Annotated in this window: 11 protein-coding genes; all 11 read left to right on the top strand. The window is 60.1% G+C overall.

Annotation, left to right across the window (positions count from 1 at the left end):
• The 11 genes from GY33_RS0104265 (at position 1) to GY33_RS0104325 (ending at position 16,319) form a co-directional block, all read left to right on the top strand.
• Entirely contained in the window at positions 1-1,284 is a 1,284-nt protein-coding gene (locus tag GY33_RS0104265; RefSeq protein WP_031386152.1) for a dihydroorotase, read from the top strand.
• A gap of 9 nt (positions 1,285-1,293) precedes the next feature.
• A complete protein-coding gene (locus GY33_RS0104270) occupies positions 1,294-2,625 on the top strand; it encodes an HD domain-containing protein (RefSeq protein ID WP_031386153.1) in 1,332 nt (443 codons plus the stop codon).
• Positions 2,626-2,740: 115 nt separating this feature from the next.
• On the top strand, positions 2,741-3,808 hold the full coding sequence (gene rlmN / locus GY33_RS0104280; protein ID WP_031386154.1) for a 23S rRNA (adenine(2503)-C(2))-methyltransferase RlmN: 1,068 nt from the start codon (positions 2,741-2,743) through the stop codon (positions 3,806-3,808).
• A gap of 111 nt (positions 3,809-3,919) precedes the next feature.
• Positions 3,920-4,291 (top strand): phosphoribosyl-AMP cyclohydrolase, encoded by a 372-nt coding sequence (gene hisI, locus GY33_RS0104285; RefSeq protein WP_035271237.1) that lies wholly within the window; start codon positions 3,920-3,922, stop codon positions 4,289-4,291.
• A complete protein-coding gene (hisG, locus tag GY33_RS0104290) occupies positions 4,292-5,176 on the top strand; it encodes an ATP phosphoribosyltransferase (RefSeq protein ID WP_031386156.1) in 885 nt (294 codons plus the stop codon).
• Between the two features lie 135 nt (positions 5,177-5,311).
• Positions 5,312-6,475 (top strand): SPOR domain-containing protein, encoded by a 1,164-nt coding sequence (locus GY33_RS0104295; RefSeq protein ID WP_152555072.1) that lies wholly within the window; start codon positions 5,312-5,314, stop codon positions 6,473-6,475.
• 262 nt (positions 6,476-6,737) lie between these two features.
• The gene (gene treS, locus GY33_RS0104305; protein ID WP_031386159.1) at positions 6,738-10,070 is read left to right on the top strand and encodes a maltose alpha-D-glucosyltransferase; all 3,333 of its coding nucleotides are present in this window, start codon (positions 6,738-6,740) and stop codon (positions 10,068-10,070) included.
• The gene (gene glgB, locus GY33_RS0104310) at positions 10,067-12,073 is read left to right on the top strand and encodes a 1,4-alpha-glucan branching protein GlgB (RefSeq protein WP_152555073.1); all 2,007 of its coding nucleotides are present in this window, start codon (positions 10,067-10,069) and stop codon (positions 12,071-12,073) included. The genes treS and glgB overlap by 4 nt, the downstream gene beginning before the upstream one ends.
• 4 nt (positions 12,074-12,077) lie before the next feature.
• Positions 12,078-13,601 carry a 4-alpha-glucanotransferase gene (gene malQ, locus GY33_RS0104315; RefSeq protein ID WP_031386161.1) on the top strand — a complete coding sequence of 508 codons (1,524 nt, stop codon included), beginning with the start codon at positions 12,078-12,080 and terminating at the stop codon, positions 13,599-13,601.
• The gene (locus GY33_RS21785) at positions 13,598-14,902 is read left to right on the top strand and encodes a nuclear transport factor 2 family protein (protein WP_031386162.1); all 1,305 of its coding nucleotides are present in this window, start codon (positions 13,598-13,600) and stop codon (positions 14,900-14,902) included. Before malQ ends, GY33_RS21785 begins: the two co-directional genes overlap by 4 nt.
• Positions 14,903-15,209: 307 nt before the next feature.
• A complete protein-coding gene (locus tag GY33_RS0104325) occupies positions 15,210-16,319 on the top strand; it encodes a L,D-transpeptidase family protein (protein WP_161788440.1) in 1,110 nt (369 codons plus the stop codon).
• Positions 16,320-16,334: the final 15 nt, after the last annotated feature.

Genomic DNA, 16,334 nt, shown 5'->3' on the forward strand with positions numbered 1-16,334 from the left:
ATGCCCGGACCGGATCTCATCGTGCGCAACGTGCTCTGGCAGGACGAACTGGTCAGCCTGTGGATCGAGCAAGGCGTGGTGCAGCGCTTGGCCCCGCCGGACGAACCGTGCTCCGAGGGTGAACAGCTGCACGGAGGCGGAGCGCTGCTTTTGCCCGGGCTGATCGACGCCCATGTCCATCTGCGTGAGCCCGGGTTCGAATACAAGGAAGACATCGCTTCCGGCCTGGAGGCCGCTGCCCGTGGCGGGTTTTCCGCTGTGCTGGCCATGGCCAACACCAGGCCGGTCAACGACTCCGCCGCGGTGACCTCGTTCATGCGCGACAGGGCCGCCGAGGCCCATCCATTTGGACCACGCCTGCATCCCGTCGGGGCGTTGACCAAGGGCTTGGCCGGACAAGAACTGGCCCCGCTGGCGGAGCTGGCCGAGGCCGGATGCGTGGCCTTTTCCAACGACGGCCTGCCGGTGGCCAGTCCGGACCTGTTTCGTCGGGCCATGGAGTACGCTTCCGACCTGGGACTGGTGGTGATCGATCACTGCGAAGACCCGGTCCTGGCCGAGGGAGCGAGCATGAATGAAGGCCGGATCAGCGGTCTGCTGGGCCTCAAGGGGCAGCCGGTGGTGGCTGAGAGCATGCAGGTGGCCCGGGACATCCTGCTGGCCGAATACCTGGACCTGCCGATCCATCTGGCCCATATCAGTTGTCGGCAATCCGTGGAACTGATCCGGTGGGCCAAGGCCCGTGGAGTGCGGGTCAGCGCCGAGACCTGCCCGCATTACCTGCTCTGGACCGAGGAAATGGTCCAGGGATACAACACTCTGGCCAAGGTCAATCCTCCCCTGCGCACCGACGACGACGTGCTGGCCCTGCGCCAGGCCGTGAGGGAAGGGGTGATCGACATCCTGGTCACGGACCACGCGCCCCACGCGGACCACGAAAAGGAAGTCCCCATGGACGAGGCCCCCAACGGGATCAGCGGGCTGGATACGGCCTTGTCCCTGAGTTGGAAGCTTGTTCGCGAAGGCGTATTGTCGCCGCAAGACCTTTGCGCGCTGTGGTCCGCGCGACCCGGAGCGCTGTTTTCCCTGCCGGTGAACCGTTTTCAGCACGGCGATCCCGCGGACTTCATTCTCTTCAACCCGGACCTGGAATGGACGGTCACCCCGGAAACGCTGCGCTCCAAGGGCAAGAACACCCCATGTCTCGGGCAAACACTGCCGGGGAGGGTCGTGGCGCATGGGATTACCGGTAAAATTTTGTTTCATGACGTCGATGCATCGTAAGGAGCTGATATGGCGCAACCACTGAAGGATGCCGTGGGCATCTGCAAGACCATCATGCGCAACGGGTTTGACGCTTACGTGATCAATGCCCGGTTGCAGGAAAAGATACTGGAAGGCGGGTCGGAACGAGAGATCGACATCAGCACGGACGCGGACTTCGAGGACCTGAGTAAGCTGTTCCCCCTTTTCGAACCCGGTACGACTCCGGACGTCACCGGAACCCTGAAGGAAGGCGACGTCCTGATCCGCGTCTATCCCGCGGATGTCGAGGACGGGTCCTACCCCGAGGAGTGCGTGGCCCGGTTCACTCCGGGGATGATCAAGGCCCTGGAAAAGACCGAGGGCGGCCTGCCGTTGCAATTGGCCTGCCCGTACATGCCCAAGGCCAAGGAGTTGTACGACGGCTTTGCGGACATCGGGGCCGGGGAGATCCGGTTCCAGGGCATCCCGGACGAGACCCTGAAACAGAATTATCTGCGCGGCGTGCGCGCCTTGCGCTTCGCGGCCAACTTTCAGCTGCCCATTGAGCCCAACTCCTGGATGACTATCGTCCGGGCCGCCAAGCGGATACTGGACTATGTCTCTGTTTCGGACATCATGGACGAGTGGCGAAAGGTGGAAGCGGAGAACATGTGGCACTTCGTGAAGCTGCTCTACGAAAGCACCATCCTGCACGGCTTGATTCCGGAAGTGGCGGCCCTGAGCCGGGTCAAGCAGATCAAGAACCCGGAGGAGGGCGAAGAGGTCGTTCTGGATCACACCATCGAGCTGATGCGCCGGTACCCGGAAGAGTTGCCTTACGACTGGTATGGAACCATGGGCTGCCTGTTCCACGATGTGGGTAAGCTGTTCACGGCGGAATACGTGGGTGGACAGTGGACGTTCTATCAGCACCATCGGGTGGGCGCGAAAGTGGCCCGCAAGATTCTCAACCGATTGCGCTTTTCTCCAGAGGAAATCGACAAGATCTGCCACCTGATCCGCAACCACATGCGGTTCCATTTCATGCTCACGGACAAGGGCATCCGTCGGTTCACGGCCCTGGACGACTACCCGCGGTTGATTGAAATCGCCAGGGCGGATGTCAAGGCTCGCAACGGCGCGTACAAGGAATTCAATCACAACATGAAAATGTTGGAGCGAACGGAGATTCCGGAAGAAGCCCTTGAACCCCTGCTCAATGGCCACGAAATCATGGACTTCGCCGAAATCAACCCCGGCCCGGCCGTGGGCCTGATCCGCGAAGCCCTGCTCCAGGCCCAGATCGCCGGAGAGGTTACGTCGGTTCCGGAAGCCGTGGAGTTCGTGCGCAATTACCGGCAAAAGGAAAAGTTGCAGTGATCGACATGCTGGAGACGCGGTTCATCCAATATTTTCTTTACACGCGAAGCCGTCCTGATTGTTCCAAGCAGCAAACCAATGTGAACGAGTTTTCCTTTCAGCTGGCTCCTGTCCATTGAAACCCAATCTTCTCGACTTCACGTACCCTGAACTTGAACGGTTTTGTTCCGAGTTGGGGGAGGCTCCGTTTCGGGCGCGGCAGGTATGGCAGTGGCTGTGGCAGAAGCGGGAGCGGGATTTTGGTCGGATGACAAATATCTCCAAGGAATTGCGTGAGCGGCTTGGTCGGGAGGTGGACGTTGTTTGGCCGGAGGCGGTTCAGGTTCAAACCAGCCGGGACGGGACGACCAAGTTTTTGTTGGCCTTGGGGGATGGGCAGCGTATTGAAACCGTCCTGATCCCGGAGAAGGATCACTTCACGCTGTGTCTCTCCACCCAGGTCGGTTGCGCATTGGGCTGTACCTTTTGCGCCACTGGTCGGATGGGATTGGTCCGCAATCTGACCATGGCGGAGATCCTGGGCCAGATTCTCGTGGCCCGGGAGCATGTCGCCGGGCTGGCTGCGGGACAGGCCCAGGGACAGACCCAGGATTTGGCACTGCGTAATCTGGTGTTCATGGGCATGGGCGAGCCGTTGCTGAACTGGGAGAATCTGCGTCGCGCCCTGGTTGCATTGCATCATCCCCTGGGACTAGCTTTTTCCAAGCGGCGGGTCACCGTGTCCACGGTGGGGGTGCCGGGCAGGCTCGCGGAACTTGGAGCCTTGGATGTGGCCTCCCTGGCCGTGTCCCTGCATGCTCCGACCCAGGAGCTGCGGGCCAGGATTATGCCCAAGGCAGCCCGGTTCCCCCTGGACGACCTGATTGCCGAGCTTGCGGCTTATCCGCTGCAGCCCCGGCAAAAAATCACCATCGAGTACGTTCTGCTGGGAGGATTGAACGACGACCTGAGTCATGCCCGGGAACTGGTCCGGCTGCTGAACAAGGTCAAGGCCAAGGTCAACCTGATTTCTTTTCACCCCTCCCCGGAACTGCCTTACGCCGCCCCGGACATGAACCGTGTCCTGGCCTTCGAAAACCTCCTCAAATCCAAAGGTCTGCCCGCAACCTTGCGTAAAAGCAAGGGGCAAGATATTTCTGCCGCGTGTGGCCAGTTGCGGGCGGAGATGGCCGCTTTGGAATGACGGTTGAAAGAGGTTTTTTCCCCCGGTTTTGCCGCGAAAGAGTGCGGTTTCTGCTGATCCCGTGTCTCTCTTTCTTTATTATTATTCGGATAATTGCGGAGGAGTTGCCCCGTGAAACCTGATTTTGCGAAGTGCGACGGGCTTGTGCCGACCATCGTCCAGGACGTCGCGAGTCTGGAAGTTCTGATGTTGGCGTACATGAACGAGGAGGCCTGGGACCAAACCCTGGCCACCGGCGAGGCCCATTTTTACAGTCGGTCCCGAAAGAAGTTGTGGCACAAGGGCGGGACGTCCGGGCACGTGCAGAAGGTCCGTTCCGTTCGGATCGACTGCGACGCGGACACGGTCCTGCTTGTGGTGGAGCAGGTGGGAGGGGCGGCCTGTCACGAGGGCTATCGGACCTGCTTTTACCGGGCCAAGGAAGAAGGCGCGTGGGCAACCTGCGCGCCGCTGATTTTCGATCCCAAGGAGGTTTATAAATAAATGACGACACCCAACGACCAACTCAAGCTGGGCATTCCCAAAGGCTCCCTGCAGGACGCCACCATCAGTCTGTTCGCCCGATCCGGGTGGAAAATTCATCTGCATTCTCGGAACTACTTTCCGGAGATCAATGATCCGGCCATCAATTGCAGCATCTGCCGGGCTCAAGAAATGGCCCGCTACGTGGAGGCCGGAACCCTGGACGCCGGTTTGACCGGCAAGGACTGGGTCATGGAATACGAGTCCGACGTGCATGTGGTTTCGGACCTGGTTTACTCCAAGGTCAGCTCCCGTCCCGCGCGCTGGATCCTGGCCGTGGCCGGAGATTCGCCCTATCGCCGACCCGAGGACCTGGCCGGGAAGAAGATTTCCACGGAACTGGTGAATTTCACCAAGCGCTACTTTCAGGCCGCCGGCATCCCGGTGGAAGTGGAATTCTCCTGGGGAGCCACCGAGGCCAAGGTCGTCGAGGGCTTGGCGGATGCCATCGTGGAGGTCACCGAGACCGGCTCGACCATCAAGGCCCACGGGCTGCGAATCATCGCAGAAATGATGCAGACCAACACCCAGCTCATCGCCAACAAGGCCGCCTGGGCCAATCCGGTCAAACGGGCCAAGATCGAACAGATCGACATGCTGCTCAAGGGCGCGCTCCGGGCCGAGAAGCTGGTGGGCCTGAAGATGAACGTGCCCCAGGCCCGGGTGGACGACATCATGTCCGTGCTGCCCAGTTTGACCTCGCCCACGGTGGCCCATTTGCTGAACAGCGACTGGCTGTCCGTGGAAATCGTGGTCGAGGAGAACGTGGTTCGCGACCTGATCCCGGACTTGGTCCAGCGGGGCGCGGAAGGGATTGTCGAGTATTCCTTGAACAAGGTGATTTAGGACCGTTTCTCCGCCGACGGCGGAACCCCGGAGTGAATCATCGTGAAGAAACGGCGTACGTCCTTTCGGAGTCCATCGCCGCGACGGAGAGAGGCGCCGTCGTGGACCTGGACGTACGCTGCTTGTGCGTTTTGCTTGAGCTTGTTGCTCCTGGGCTGCGCGGGAAAGATGGCTTCAGGGCCTTCCGGGAATGAAGAGCTTGGCGGGCTCAGTTCCCGCGAAGTCCAGGTTCGCTTGGACCTGGCCGACGCCTATCTGCGCAACGACGAACCGCGAATGAGCCTGAGGGAGTTGCTGCGGATTCAGCGGGCTGCCTCGGGTTCTCCCCGATTCCAGTTCACCCTGGGCTATACCCAGTTCGTGCTGGAGAACTGGCCAGCTGCGGTGGAGGCCCTGGAGCGGACCGTAGCCCTGGACCCCGGCCATGCCGAGGGCTGGAACAACCTGGGCTTGGCGCATCTTGCCCAGGATGACTTCTCCGCGGCGGAGTTAGCCTTTCATCGCGCGCTGGAAATACCCACCTACCAGACTCCGGAAATCGCGGCCCTGAATTTGGCCTTGTTGCACTTGGAACAAGGTGATCCGGTCGCGGCTAGGCGGTACGCGGATAGAGCCATGGAACTGAACTGGCGCTTTGGTCGAGCCTATCTTTTGGCTGCGGAGGTCGAGGTGGGGCGCGGAAATCTGGACGCAGCCGTCGATCTTCTACGGCGGGGTGTTGAAGCGGATACGGCCAATGTCCGGATGGTCCTGACCCTGGCCGAATATTTGCTGCTTGCCGGTCGCGATCAGGACGCCGAAAAATGGCTGCTACTGGTTATCGAGGCCGCCCCGGACGGTCCGGATGCGAAAACGGCCGAAGGCTACTTGCGGTCCCTGGGAAGGGTGGCTGATCACGGATTTGAGGAAGGCGGCGGCCAAGAAGGAGGAGGCGCGGAGAAATCCGACCCGGCGATGGAATTGACGACTTCTCGGGCGTCTCCAGCGCCCACCCCAGCCTCGCCTTCGACCATCCCACCGGAAACACTCGCGGACTCGATGTATATTGTTCAGGTTGGCGGGTTTCTCGACCCACGCAAGGCTGAAGCGTTGCGCGACGGCTATGCGGCGAAGGGATACCCGGCCGGAACCGTCGAAGTGACGCACTCGGATCGCCAATGGGTTTTGGTGTACATTGACGCATTTCCCGACCTGAAAGCGGCGCAACACCGGGCTCGGGAGTTTCTGAGCCGCGAAAGCGTCGACGCCGTAGTAACCCGCGTCGGCATGGGGCGGTATCTGCCGCTGGACTCGCCTTGAGCGGTAACGGAGCCTTCATCCTTTCTTTCCTCCCTGTTCTTCTTTCCCGTTGTCCTGTCTTCTGCTCTGAGGGTCAGTCGTAAAGCTGATTAATTTCAGCATCTTGATTTTCTTCTGGAAAACGGGGTGTTTTTTCGTTATTAATGACGGAATCTGACAGCCAGAGTCGCGGTTGATGGACGACGTCGTGATCTCCCGGTTCGTCGCGATCTGATTTCCCCACTTATCTCTTCCCCGGCATATTCGCGCGGAGGTTTTTTCCATGCCCCAAATCAAGCAGGCCAAACTAGTCGACGATCCTCTATGGTATAAGGACGCCATTATCTACGAAGTCCACATCAAGGCGTTTTTCGACAGCAACTCGGACGGAATCGGGGACTTGCCGGGATTGACCCAGAAACTGGACTATCTGGCTGATTTGGGGATCACGGCCATCTGGCTGCTGCCCTTCTACCCCTCTCCGTTGCGCGATGACGGCTACGACATCGCCGACTATTTCAGCGTTCATCCCCAGTACGGGACCATCAAGGATTTCAAGGTCTTTCTGCGCGAGGCGCACAAGCGCGGCCTGCGGGTGATCACCGAGTTGGTGCTCAACCACACTTCGGATCAGCACCCCTGGTTCCAGCGGGCACGCAATTCTCCACCCGGCTCCTCTTGGCGCAATTTCTACGTCTGGAGCGAAACGCCGGACAAGTACCAGGACGCCCGGATTATCTTCAAGGATTTCGAGACGTCCAACTGGTCCTGGGACCCGGTGGCTAAATCCTACTACTGGCACCGCTTCTACTCCCATCAGCCGGACTTGAATTTCGACAACCCTCAGGTGGGCAAGGCCCTGTTCCGGGTGATCGATTACTGGCTGAAGATGGGCGTGGACGGGATGCGACTGGACGCCGTGCCCTATCTGTTCGAGCGCGAGGGAACCAACTGCGAGAATTTGCCTGAAACGCATCAGTATTTGAAGGACCTGCGGGCGCACATCGACGCCAAGTACCCGAACCGGATGCTCCTGGCCGAGGCCAATCAGTGGCCCGAGGACGCTTGCGCCTATTTCGGTGACGGCGATTCCTGTCAGATGGCCTTTCACTTCCCTTTGATGCCCCGGCTGTTCATGGCCCTGCACATGGAGGAGTCCCATCCGATCATCGATATTTTCGAGCAGACCCCGGACATCCCGGACAATTGCCAGTGGGCTTTTTTCCTGCGCAATCACGACGAGTTGACCCTGGAAATGGTTACTGATGAGGAGCGGGACTACATGTACCGGATGTATGCCCGTGACCCCAGGGCGCGGATCAACCTGGGCATCCGCCGCAGACTGGCGCCGTTGCTGGAGAACGACCGCAAGAAGATCAATCTGCTCAACGCTATTCTTTTCGCCATGCCCGGTTCCGTCGTGCTCTATTACGGAGATGAGTTGGGCATGGGCGACAACTACTACCTGGGGGATCGGGACGGGGTGCGTACGCCCATGCAGTGGAGTTCGGACCGCAACGCCGGCTTTTCCCGGGCCAATCCCCAGCGTCTCTATCTGCCTGTGGTCATTGACCCGGAGTACCATTTCGAGGCCATCAACGTGGAGACCCAGGCCCAGAACCAAGCCTCGCTGTTGTGGTGGAACAAGCGGTTCATCTCCATGTACAAGCGGTTCCGGGCCTTCGGGCGGGGGGACATGGAGTTTCTGCGTCCGGAGAATCCCAAAATTCTGGCTTTTTTACGCCGCCATGAGGACGAACATCTCCTGGTCGTGGCCAACCTTTCCCGGCACTGTCAATCCGTGGATCTGGACCTGGGGGCCTATACGGACTGGATTCCCGAGGAGGTCTTCAGCCGCAACCGCTTTCGTCCGGTCGGAGAGGGCGGCTATACGCTGACGCTGGGATCCTACGGCTACTACTTCTTTCAGATGATCCGGGCCGAGCAGCCCGGGCTGGGCGGAGAGGTCCGGGATCTGCCCCAGCTGACTATCCGCTCCGTGGAACAGGACATCTGGAGCGGCGAGGTGGGCGAGCGACTGGAAAAGGATATCTTGCCCAGGTTTTTGCCCAAGCGCCGTTGGTTCCGAGGCAAGGCGCGCACGATCCAGCAGGTCACCATCGACGATATTCTGGAGTTCAACCATTCGGATCAGGTGTCCCTGATTCTGCTCCTGACCGTGGACTACGTGGAAGGGGCGGAAGAGCGGTACGTGCTGCCCCTGACCATGGCCTGGGGGGAAGACGCTCGGGAGGTCGCTGCCGAAGAGACGGCCCATCTGCTCAGCCGGACCATCAGGACAACCCGCCAGGGAGAGGAGCAGGGCGTGCTGTTCGAGGCTGTGTACGCCCCGGATTTCGGCAAGCGACTGATCAAGTTTCTGAGCAAACGTCAGCACCTTCGAGGCCGCCAGGGAGAGCTGCATGCCTGGCCTGGTCGGGATTTACGCCAGCGCGACGTTTTGCGTTTGGAACCGCAACTGTCTCGATCCGAACAGAGCAATTCCTCTCTGGTTTACGGTTCCGAGCTGATCCTCAAGATTTACCGTCGGCTGGAGCAAGGGCCGCAGCCGGAGTTGGAGTTGTGCCGGTTTCTCACGGAACGGACATCGTTCCGGAATATTCCACTGTATGCCGGGGCATTGACGTATCATCATAACGGGCACGAGGATTCCGTTTTGGGCGTGCTCCAGCAGTTCGTTCCCAGCCATGGGGACGCCTGGAAGTACAGTCAGGACGCTCTGGAACGGTACGTGGAGGCGGTATTGTCCCTGGGGGCCGAGTCCTCGGCCCCGGAGTGCCCGTGCGGGTACTGGGAGGCGGCCCATGGCAGCACTCCGGAGGCGGTGACCGATTTAATCGGTCCCTATCTGGAAATGACCGCCCTGCTGGGGCGGCGAAGCGCGGAGTTGCACATCGCCCTGGCCTCGCGATTCGACGATCCGGCCTTTGCCCCGGAACCGTTTTCCTATCTGTATCAACGCTCGGTGTTTCAGAGTCTGCAGAATCAGCTGAAAACGGTCTTTGGCTTGCTGCGTAAAAACTTGAAGCGGCTTGATGAAGAGCAGGGCGTTTTGGCTCGTGAGGTTCTGGAAACGGAGAAGGCCATCCTGGAGCGGTTCAGGACCATTCACCGGCATAAGATCCAAGCCTCAAAAATCCGGATTCACGGGGACTACCACCTGGCTCAAGCCCTGTACACCGGCAAGGACTTCGTGATCATCGATTTCGAGGGCGAACCGGCCCGGGCTTTGAGCGAACGTCGGCTGAAGCGTTCGTCCCTGCGGGACGTGGCCGGGATGTTACGCTCGTTCGATTATCTGGCCCAGATGGTCCTGCGCGACCAGATAGCCGTGCGCAAGACCGACGCGGCCGTGCTCGAGCCGTGGATTGACGCTTGGTCTTCGGCGGTTTCCGGGGTGTTCCTGAAGAGCTACCTGGAACTGGCCCGCGGACACATTTTCCTGCCGAACAAGGATGAGGAGATCAAAAGCCTGCTGGAAATCTTCGTCCTGGACAAGGCGGTCTACGAATTGGGCTACGAATTGAACAATCGCCTGGATTGGGTGGATCTCCCGCTCAAGGGCTTGAAAAACCTCATGGAGGTGCCAACGTGAACCACGTCATTCCCGGCGTCAGTCTGTTTACGGAAACGGATAGTTATCTCTTCAAGGAAGGCCGACATTTCCGGCTCTACGACAAGCTCGGCTCCCACCCCATGGAAGTGGACGGCCGTTGGGGAGCCTTGTTCGCGGTCTGGGCTCCCAATGCCGAGCGGGTCAGCGTGATCGGGGATTTCAACGACTGGAATCACGACGCCCACGTGCTGCACCCCCGGTGGGATGGTTCCGGGATTTGGGAAGGATTCATCCCGGACGTTCATCCCTGGCAGCTTTACAAGTACCACATTCGGTCCCGCCACCACATGTACAGCACGGACCGGGCCGACCCCTTCGCCCGGCACACCGAGATTCCCCCGAACACGTCTTCCGTGGTCTGGGATCTGAAGTACCAGTGGCATGACGACCAGTGGATGCGTGAACGCGGGCTGCGCAACGCCCTGCACGCGCCCCAATCCGTCTACGAGGTCCACCTGGGATCCTGGCAACGGGTGCCCGGGGAGTCCAACCGCTATCTGACCTACCGCGAACTGGCTACCCGGTTGACCGGGTACGTCCGGGAGATGGGCTTCACTCACGTGGAATTTCTGCCGGTCATGGAGCATCCCTTCTACGGCTCCTGGGGCTACCAGACCCTGGGGTATTTCGCGCCGACCTCCCGGTTCGGTCCGCCCCAGGACTTCATGTACCTCGTGGACCAGCTCCACCAGAATGGAATCGGCGTGATCCTGGACTGGGTGCCCTCGCATTTTCCCGGAGACGGGCATGGCTTGGCTTATTTCGACGGCACCCATCTTTTCGAGCATTCCGATCCCCGCCAGGGCTACCATCCGGACTGGAACAGCTACATTTTCAATTATGGCCGCAATGAAGTGCGCTCCTTCCTGATCAGTTCGGCTTTGTTTTGGCTGGACAAGTATCATGTGGACGGATTGCGAGTGGACGCCGTGGCCTCCATGCTTTACCTCGACTACTCCCGCGAGGACGGAGAGTGGATCCCCAACCGCTACGGCGGGCGGGAGAACATCGAAGCCATCGAGTTTCTGCGAGCCCTGAACGAGGCCGTTTACACCAACTTTCCGGATACCCAGACCGCCGCGGAGGAATCCACGGCATGGCCCATGGTCTCCCGGCCCACGGATGTCGGCGGGTTGGGGTTCGGCATGAAGTGGAACATGGGCTGGATGCACGACACCCTGGACTATCTGTCCCTGGATCCGGTGCATCGCAAGCACCATCACAACCAGCTGACCTTCAGCATCTGGTATTCCTTTGCCGAGAATTTCATCCTGCCCATGTCCCACGATGAAGTGGTCTATGGGAAAGGGTCGCTACTGAACAAAATGCCTGGGGATGATTGGCAAAAACGGGCCAACCTGCGGCTCTTGTTCGGGTACATGTTCGGTCATCCCGGCAAGAAGCTGCTGTTCATGGGCGCGGAATTCGGGCAGTGGTCCGAATGGGCCCACGAGCAGAGCTTGCAGTGGCATTTGCTGCACCAACCGGAACACGAAGGCTTGCGGCGTTGGGTGCAGGACTTGAATCATCTTTACCGGGCTGAACCGGCCTTGTATGAACTGGATTTCGACCAGAACGGGTTTTCCTGGGTGGATTGCAGCGACGCGGATCAGAGCGTGATCAGCTTCCTGCGTCGCGGCGCCTGCACCCAGGATCTGATTCTGGTGGTGGCCAACTACACCCCGGTGCCCCGGGAAAACTATCGGGTCGGAGTACCTCGGGGCGGGTTCTGGCGGGAGATCATGAACAGTGACGCTCAGGAATACGGCGGCGGCGGCATGGGCAACATGGGCGGCGTGGAAGCCTCTCCCCTGCCCAGCCATGGCCAGTACTCCTCGCTGGCTTTGACGTTGCCGCCGCTGGGCGTGGTTTTTTTCAAGAGTGACGGTCCCGACGACGGGGATGTGGTGTGCCGGAACGAACTTTACGCCGAGATTCCCGAGTCGCCCACCGTGGATTTTTTTCTCAAGAAGCTGAGCTGACCAGATGATCCGAAACCGATCCAGCGGCATCCTGCTGCACGTTACGTCTTTGCCTTCGCGTTACGGCGTGGGCGACTTGGGGCCGGAGGCCAGAAATTTCGCGGATTTTCTGGCGGCCTCCGGACAGCGCTACTGGCAGATGCTGCCCTTGAGCCCCACGTCTCCGGTGCACGGTAACTCGCCCTACAGCAGCGACTCGGCCTTTGCCGGAAACCCTCTGTTGATCAGCCCGGAGGACATGGTCCGGGACGGCTTGCTTAGCCCGGACGATCTGCGAAACATCGCCGAGATTTCCGTGGACCGGGTCAAGTACGCCACGGCCCGTGAAATTCGGGAGGCGCTGCTGGCCAAGGCGTTTGTCGATGCGGGCGCGCGACCCGAAATCCAACGGGCCGTTGCGGCATTTCGCGCCGAACAGGGTGTCTGGTTGGAGGATTTCGCTCTGTTTCGAGCCTTAAAAGCCCACTTCCAGGGCCGCCCCTGGACGGAATGGCCGGAGGATGCGCGGCGACGGGATGCCTTGGCATTGGACGGCTACCGCAACACGCTTCAAAACGAGATAGACCTGATCTGTTTCCAGCAGTTCGTTTTCTTTCAGCAGTGGCGGGCCTTGCGGGCATCATGCCGCGACAGAGGCGTGGAACTGATCGGCGACGTGCCCATCTATGTGAACGAGGACAGCGTGGATGTCTGGGCCAATCCTGAGCTATTCAAGCTTGACGACCAGCTCCGCCCCAGGGTTCGGGCCGGGGTGCCTCCGGACTACTTTAGCGAAACCGGCCAACTCTGGGGCAATCCGCTCTACGATTGGCAGCGAATGGAGCAGGATGACTTCGCCTGGTGGGTACGACGCATCCGGCGCAACGTGGAGCTGTTCGACTTGGTCCGCCTGGATCATTTTCGGGGGTTCGTGGCCTGTTGGGAGGTTCCGTCCGAGCACGAGACCGCTATGCACGGCCAGTGGTCCGAGGTTCCGGCCCGGGCGTTTTTTCGGACCCTTGCCGAAGCCTTTGATCCTTTGCCGCTGATAGCCGAGGATTTGGGAACCATCGACGACGCGGTTCGCGACGTGATGCGTGAATTCAAGCTGCCGGGGATGAAGATCCTGCTTTTCGCTTTCGGTCCGGACCTGCCTACGAACCCGTATGCTCCGCACAACCACGTCCAAAACTGCTACGTCTATACCGGCACCCACGACAACAACACGGTGCGCGGCTGGTTCGGGGAAGAGGCCGATCCCGAGACCTTGGCTCGGGTGGACGCGTATCTCGGTTCGCCCTGTACTTCGGAAACAGTGGCCGCCGCCTTCGTGCGCATGGGCATGCAGTCCGTGGCGGACGTGGCCGTTTTTCCGCTGCAAGACATTCTGGGGCTGGGGGCCAAGGCCAAGATGAACGTGCCCGGCGTGGCCAATGGCAACTGGTCCTGGCGAATGCCCCCGGATGTTCTGGGTGATCAGGGAGACGATGTCCGAAAGAGGCTTCTAGGCATGACGATCTTGTATGGAAGAGGCACTGTACCCCAATGAAGTATTTTACCTGTCTGGTTGCGTTCAGTATCCTCCTTTGGAGCGCTTCGTCCCTCTTCTCGGCACCTTCCGGTTTGGAAACGGCCCAGGATTTTCTGGCCGAAGAGCGCATCACCGACGCCTACCATGCCCTCCAGGACCATCTCCGGCTCCATCCCAAGGATACTCAAGGAATGTTTTTGAAGGGTGTCATTTTAGAGCGCTTGGGACGTTTTTCCGAGGCCATGGATGTCTATCGCGACCTGATTGAAAGTCATCCGGAGCTGCCCGAGCCCTACAATAATTTGGCCGGACTACTGGCGGCGGCGGGGCGGTTCGAGGAGGCCAAGGATACGTTGCAACGGGCCCTGGAGACGCACCCCAGCTATGCCACGGCCCACCAGAACCTGAGCCGGATCTATTCGGCCATGGCCAGCAGTGCGTACCGCCGGGTCCTGGGCAAGGACGACGAAAGTATTCTCGTACGTCTTGATCCGTTGGAAGAGCTGTCCGGCACCCCGGACATGCTGCTGTCCGCGGCGACCCTTCACGTGGCCTCCGTCATCCCTCACGGTCCCGCATCAGAAGTGGAGTCTCCACCCCTTCCCCCGTCTCCGGCGACCTCCGAGCCTTCCCCGGAGTCGATGGCGTCCGCGTCGGAAGTCGCTCCAGAAGCCACCACGGGAATCACTCCGGACGCCAGTCCACAAGCCAGCCCTGAGTCGGCGGTCGAATCCGTTGTCCAAGAGGCTCCCGAGCCAAGCCCTGAGCCCGTACCGGAGACGGTCAGCGAACCCGTTCTTGAACCCGTCATCGAGCCGGCTCCCGAACCAGTCGTACCCCGGCCGGCGGCCCCGGAGCCGGTGATGGTTCCAGCCCCTGAACCCGCCCCGACTCCGACGGTCCCCACTCCTCCGTCCGTGACGCCTCCCGCGCCGCCAGCCTCTGAAGCCCCCGCGCCGCGTCCCAGCCCCGATACCGTCAAGGCAGGCATCATCGATGTCGTGCTGAACTGGGCCAAGGCCTGGGCGAGCCAGAACGTGGAAGCATACCTGTCTTTTTACAGCGGAAATTTTCAGCCTGAACGCGGGCTCAGCCTGGCGCAATGGCGAGAACAGCGCCGGACACGGGTGGCCGCGCCGCCTTTTATCAATGTGACTCTTTCCAATATCGTCGTCTCCAATCTGGACGAAAACGCGGCCCAAGTTCGCTTTGCCCAACGTTACCGGTCCAACGTGATCAACGATGAGGTGTCCAAGGAATTGCAACTGCGCAAGGAAGGCGGCCAGTGGCGGATCGTCAGGGAGCGTCTGCTGCAGTGATCGTGACATCGTGAGGTGGCACGGAAGATATCTCACGCGAAGACGCAACGGCGCGAAGAAGAGCTTCTTCTCCCCTTTGCACTTTCGCATGAGCCATGTTCCTCAAGCCACAAGGCTGTTCATCGCAAACCATTGCTCAAGGAAAGAACTGATGTCCTTGCAAAATATCACCTCCGTCGTTCATGAGCCCCCACGCCGGGCTGTTTTCCCCGGGGTTGCGCTCCTTGTTCTGACCTGTTGCTTGCTGTTTCTCACAGGTCGACCGGTCGAGGCGAACGTGGAGGAACTTTTGGCCAAAGGACATGGTTTGAGCATTACTCGAGAGCCTGAGGTGTTTTTGCTCAACGCCTTGGAGAACGTGCAGCGTGAGCGTCTGGATCAGGCCCAGATCCTGCTGGAGGATCTGATTCGGGACAACCCGGACTTTCGCTTGGCCCAACTGGTCTATGCCGATGTTTTAGCGGCTCGGGCCGGAGCGTTGCGCGGGCTCGGGGCGGGGATGGTTCCGGACGAGGAACTGGCCGGGCTGGCGGATGAGGTCCGAAGGCGGTGGTTGTACTACCAGCAACGTCCCAACGGCGCGCTGCTCCCGTCCAGCTTGGTCGCCCTGGGTGAGAGCGAGCCGTACGCCTTGGTCGTGGATTTGGAATTGTCCCGGATGTACGTCCTGGCGAATATGGGCGGCGGGTTGCGCATCGTGGACGACTACTACGTGTCTGGAGGAAAGGAAGGCCCGGAGAAGCATCGGGAAGGCGACCGGCGCACGCCTTTGGGCGTGTACTTTATTCAGGAACATATTCCCGGCAGCCGTCTCCCCAGCTTGTACGGGTGGGGTGCCTTCACCTTGGATTATCCCAATCCGTTGGATCGCCGATTGGGCAAGACCGGGCACGGAATTTGGCTGCACGGGAATCCCACTGGGACGTTCAGTCGTCCGCCCCAGGACAGCGATGGGTGCGTAACTATGCACAACAAAGACCTGGAAGCCCTGGCTCCCTTGCTCAAACAAGGTAATGTTCCCGTGGTCATCGCCCGGCGGGTGGCCTGGGCTGATCCGGGTGAATTGAACAGGGCCCGCGACAAGATGTTGGATATGCTGGAGGCGTGGCGTTCGGATTGGGAAAGTCTGAACACCGACGCCTATTTGACGCATTACTCACGGGAATTTCGAAGCGGGTCCCAGAACCATGCCGCCTGGGCGCGACACAAGCGGAGGGTCAACGCCGGGAAAAGCGAAATCCGGGTTCATCTGACCAACGTCAACCTCTTTGAATACCCTGAAGCTCCTGGAGTCATGGTGGCTACCTTTATCCAGGATTATTGGAGCGACAACTTTCAGTCTTCTTCCCGCAAGCGTCAGTTTTGGAAGCACGAAGCCGACGGTCAGTGGCGCATCATCTACGAAGGAACCTACTGAGCAGGGATTGATTTA

It is taken from the genome of Desulfonatronum thiodismutans (assembly GCF_000717475.1).
Taxonomy (GTDB): Bacteria; Desulfobacterota; Desulfovibrionia; order Desulfovibrionales; family Desulfonatronaceae; genus Desulfonatronum; species Desulfonatronum thiodismutans.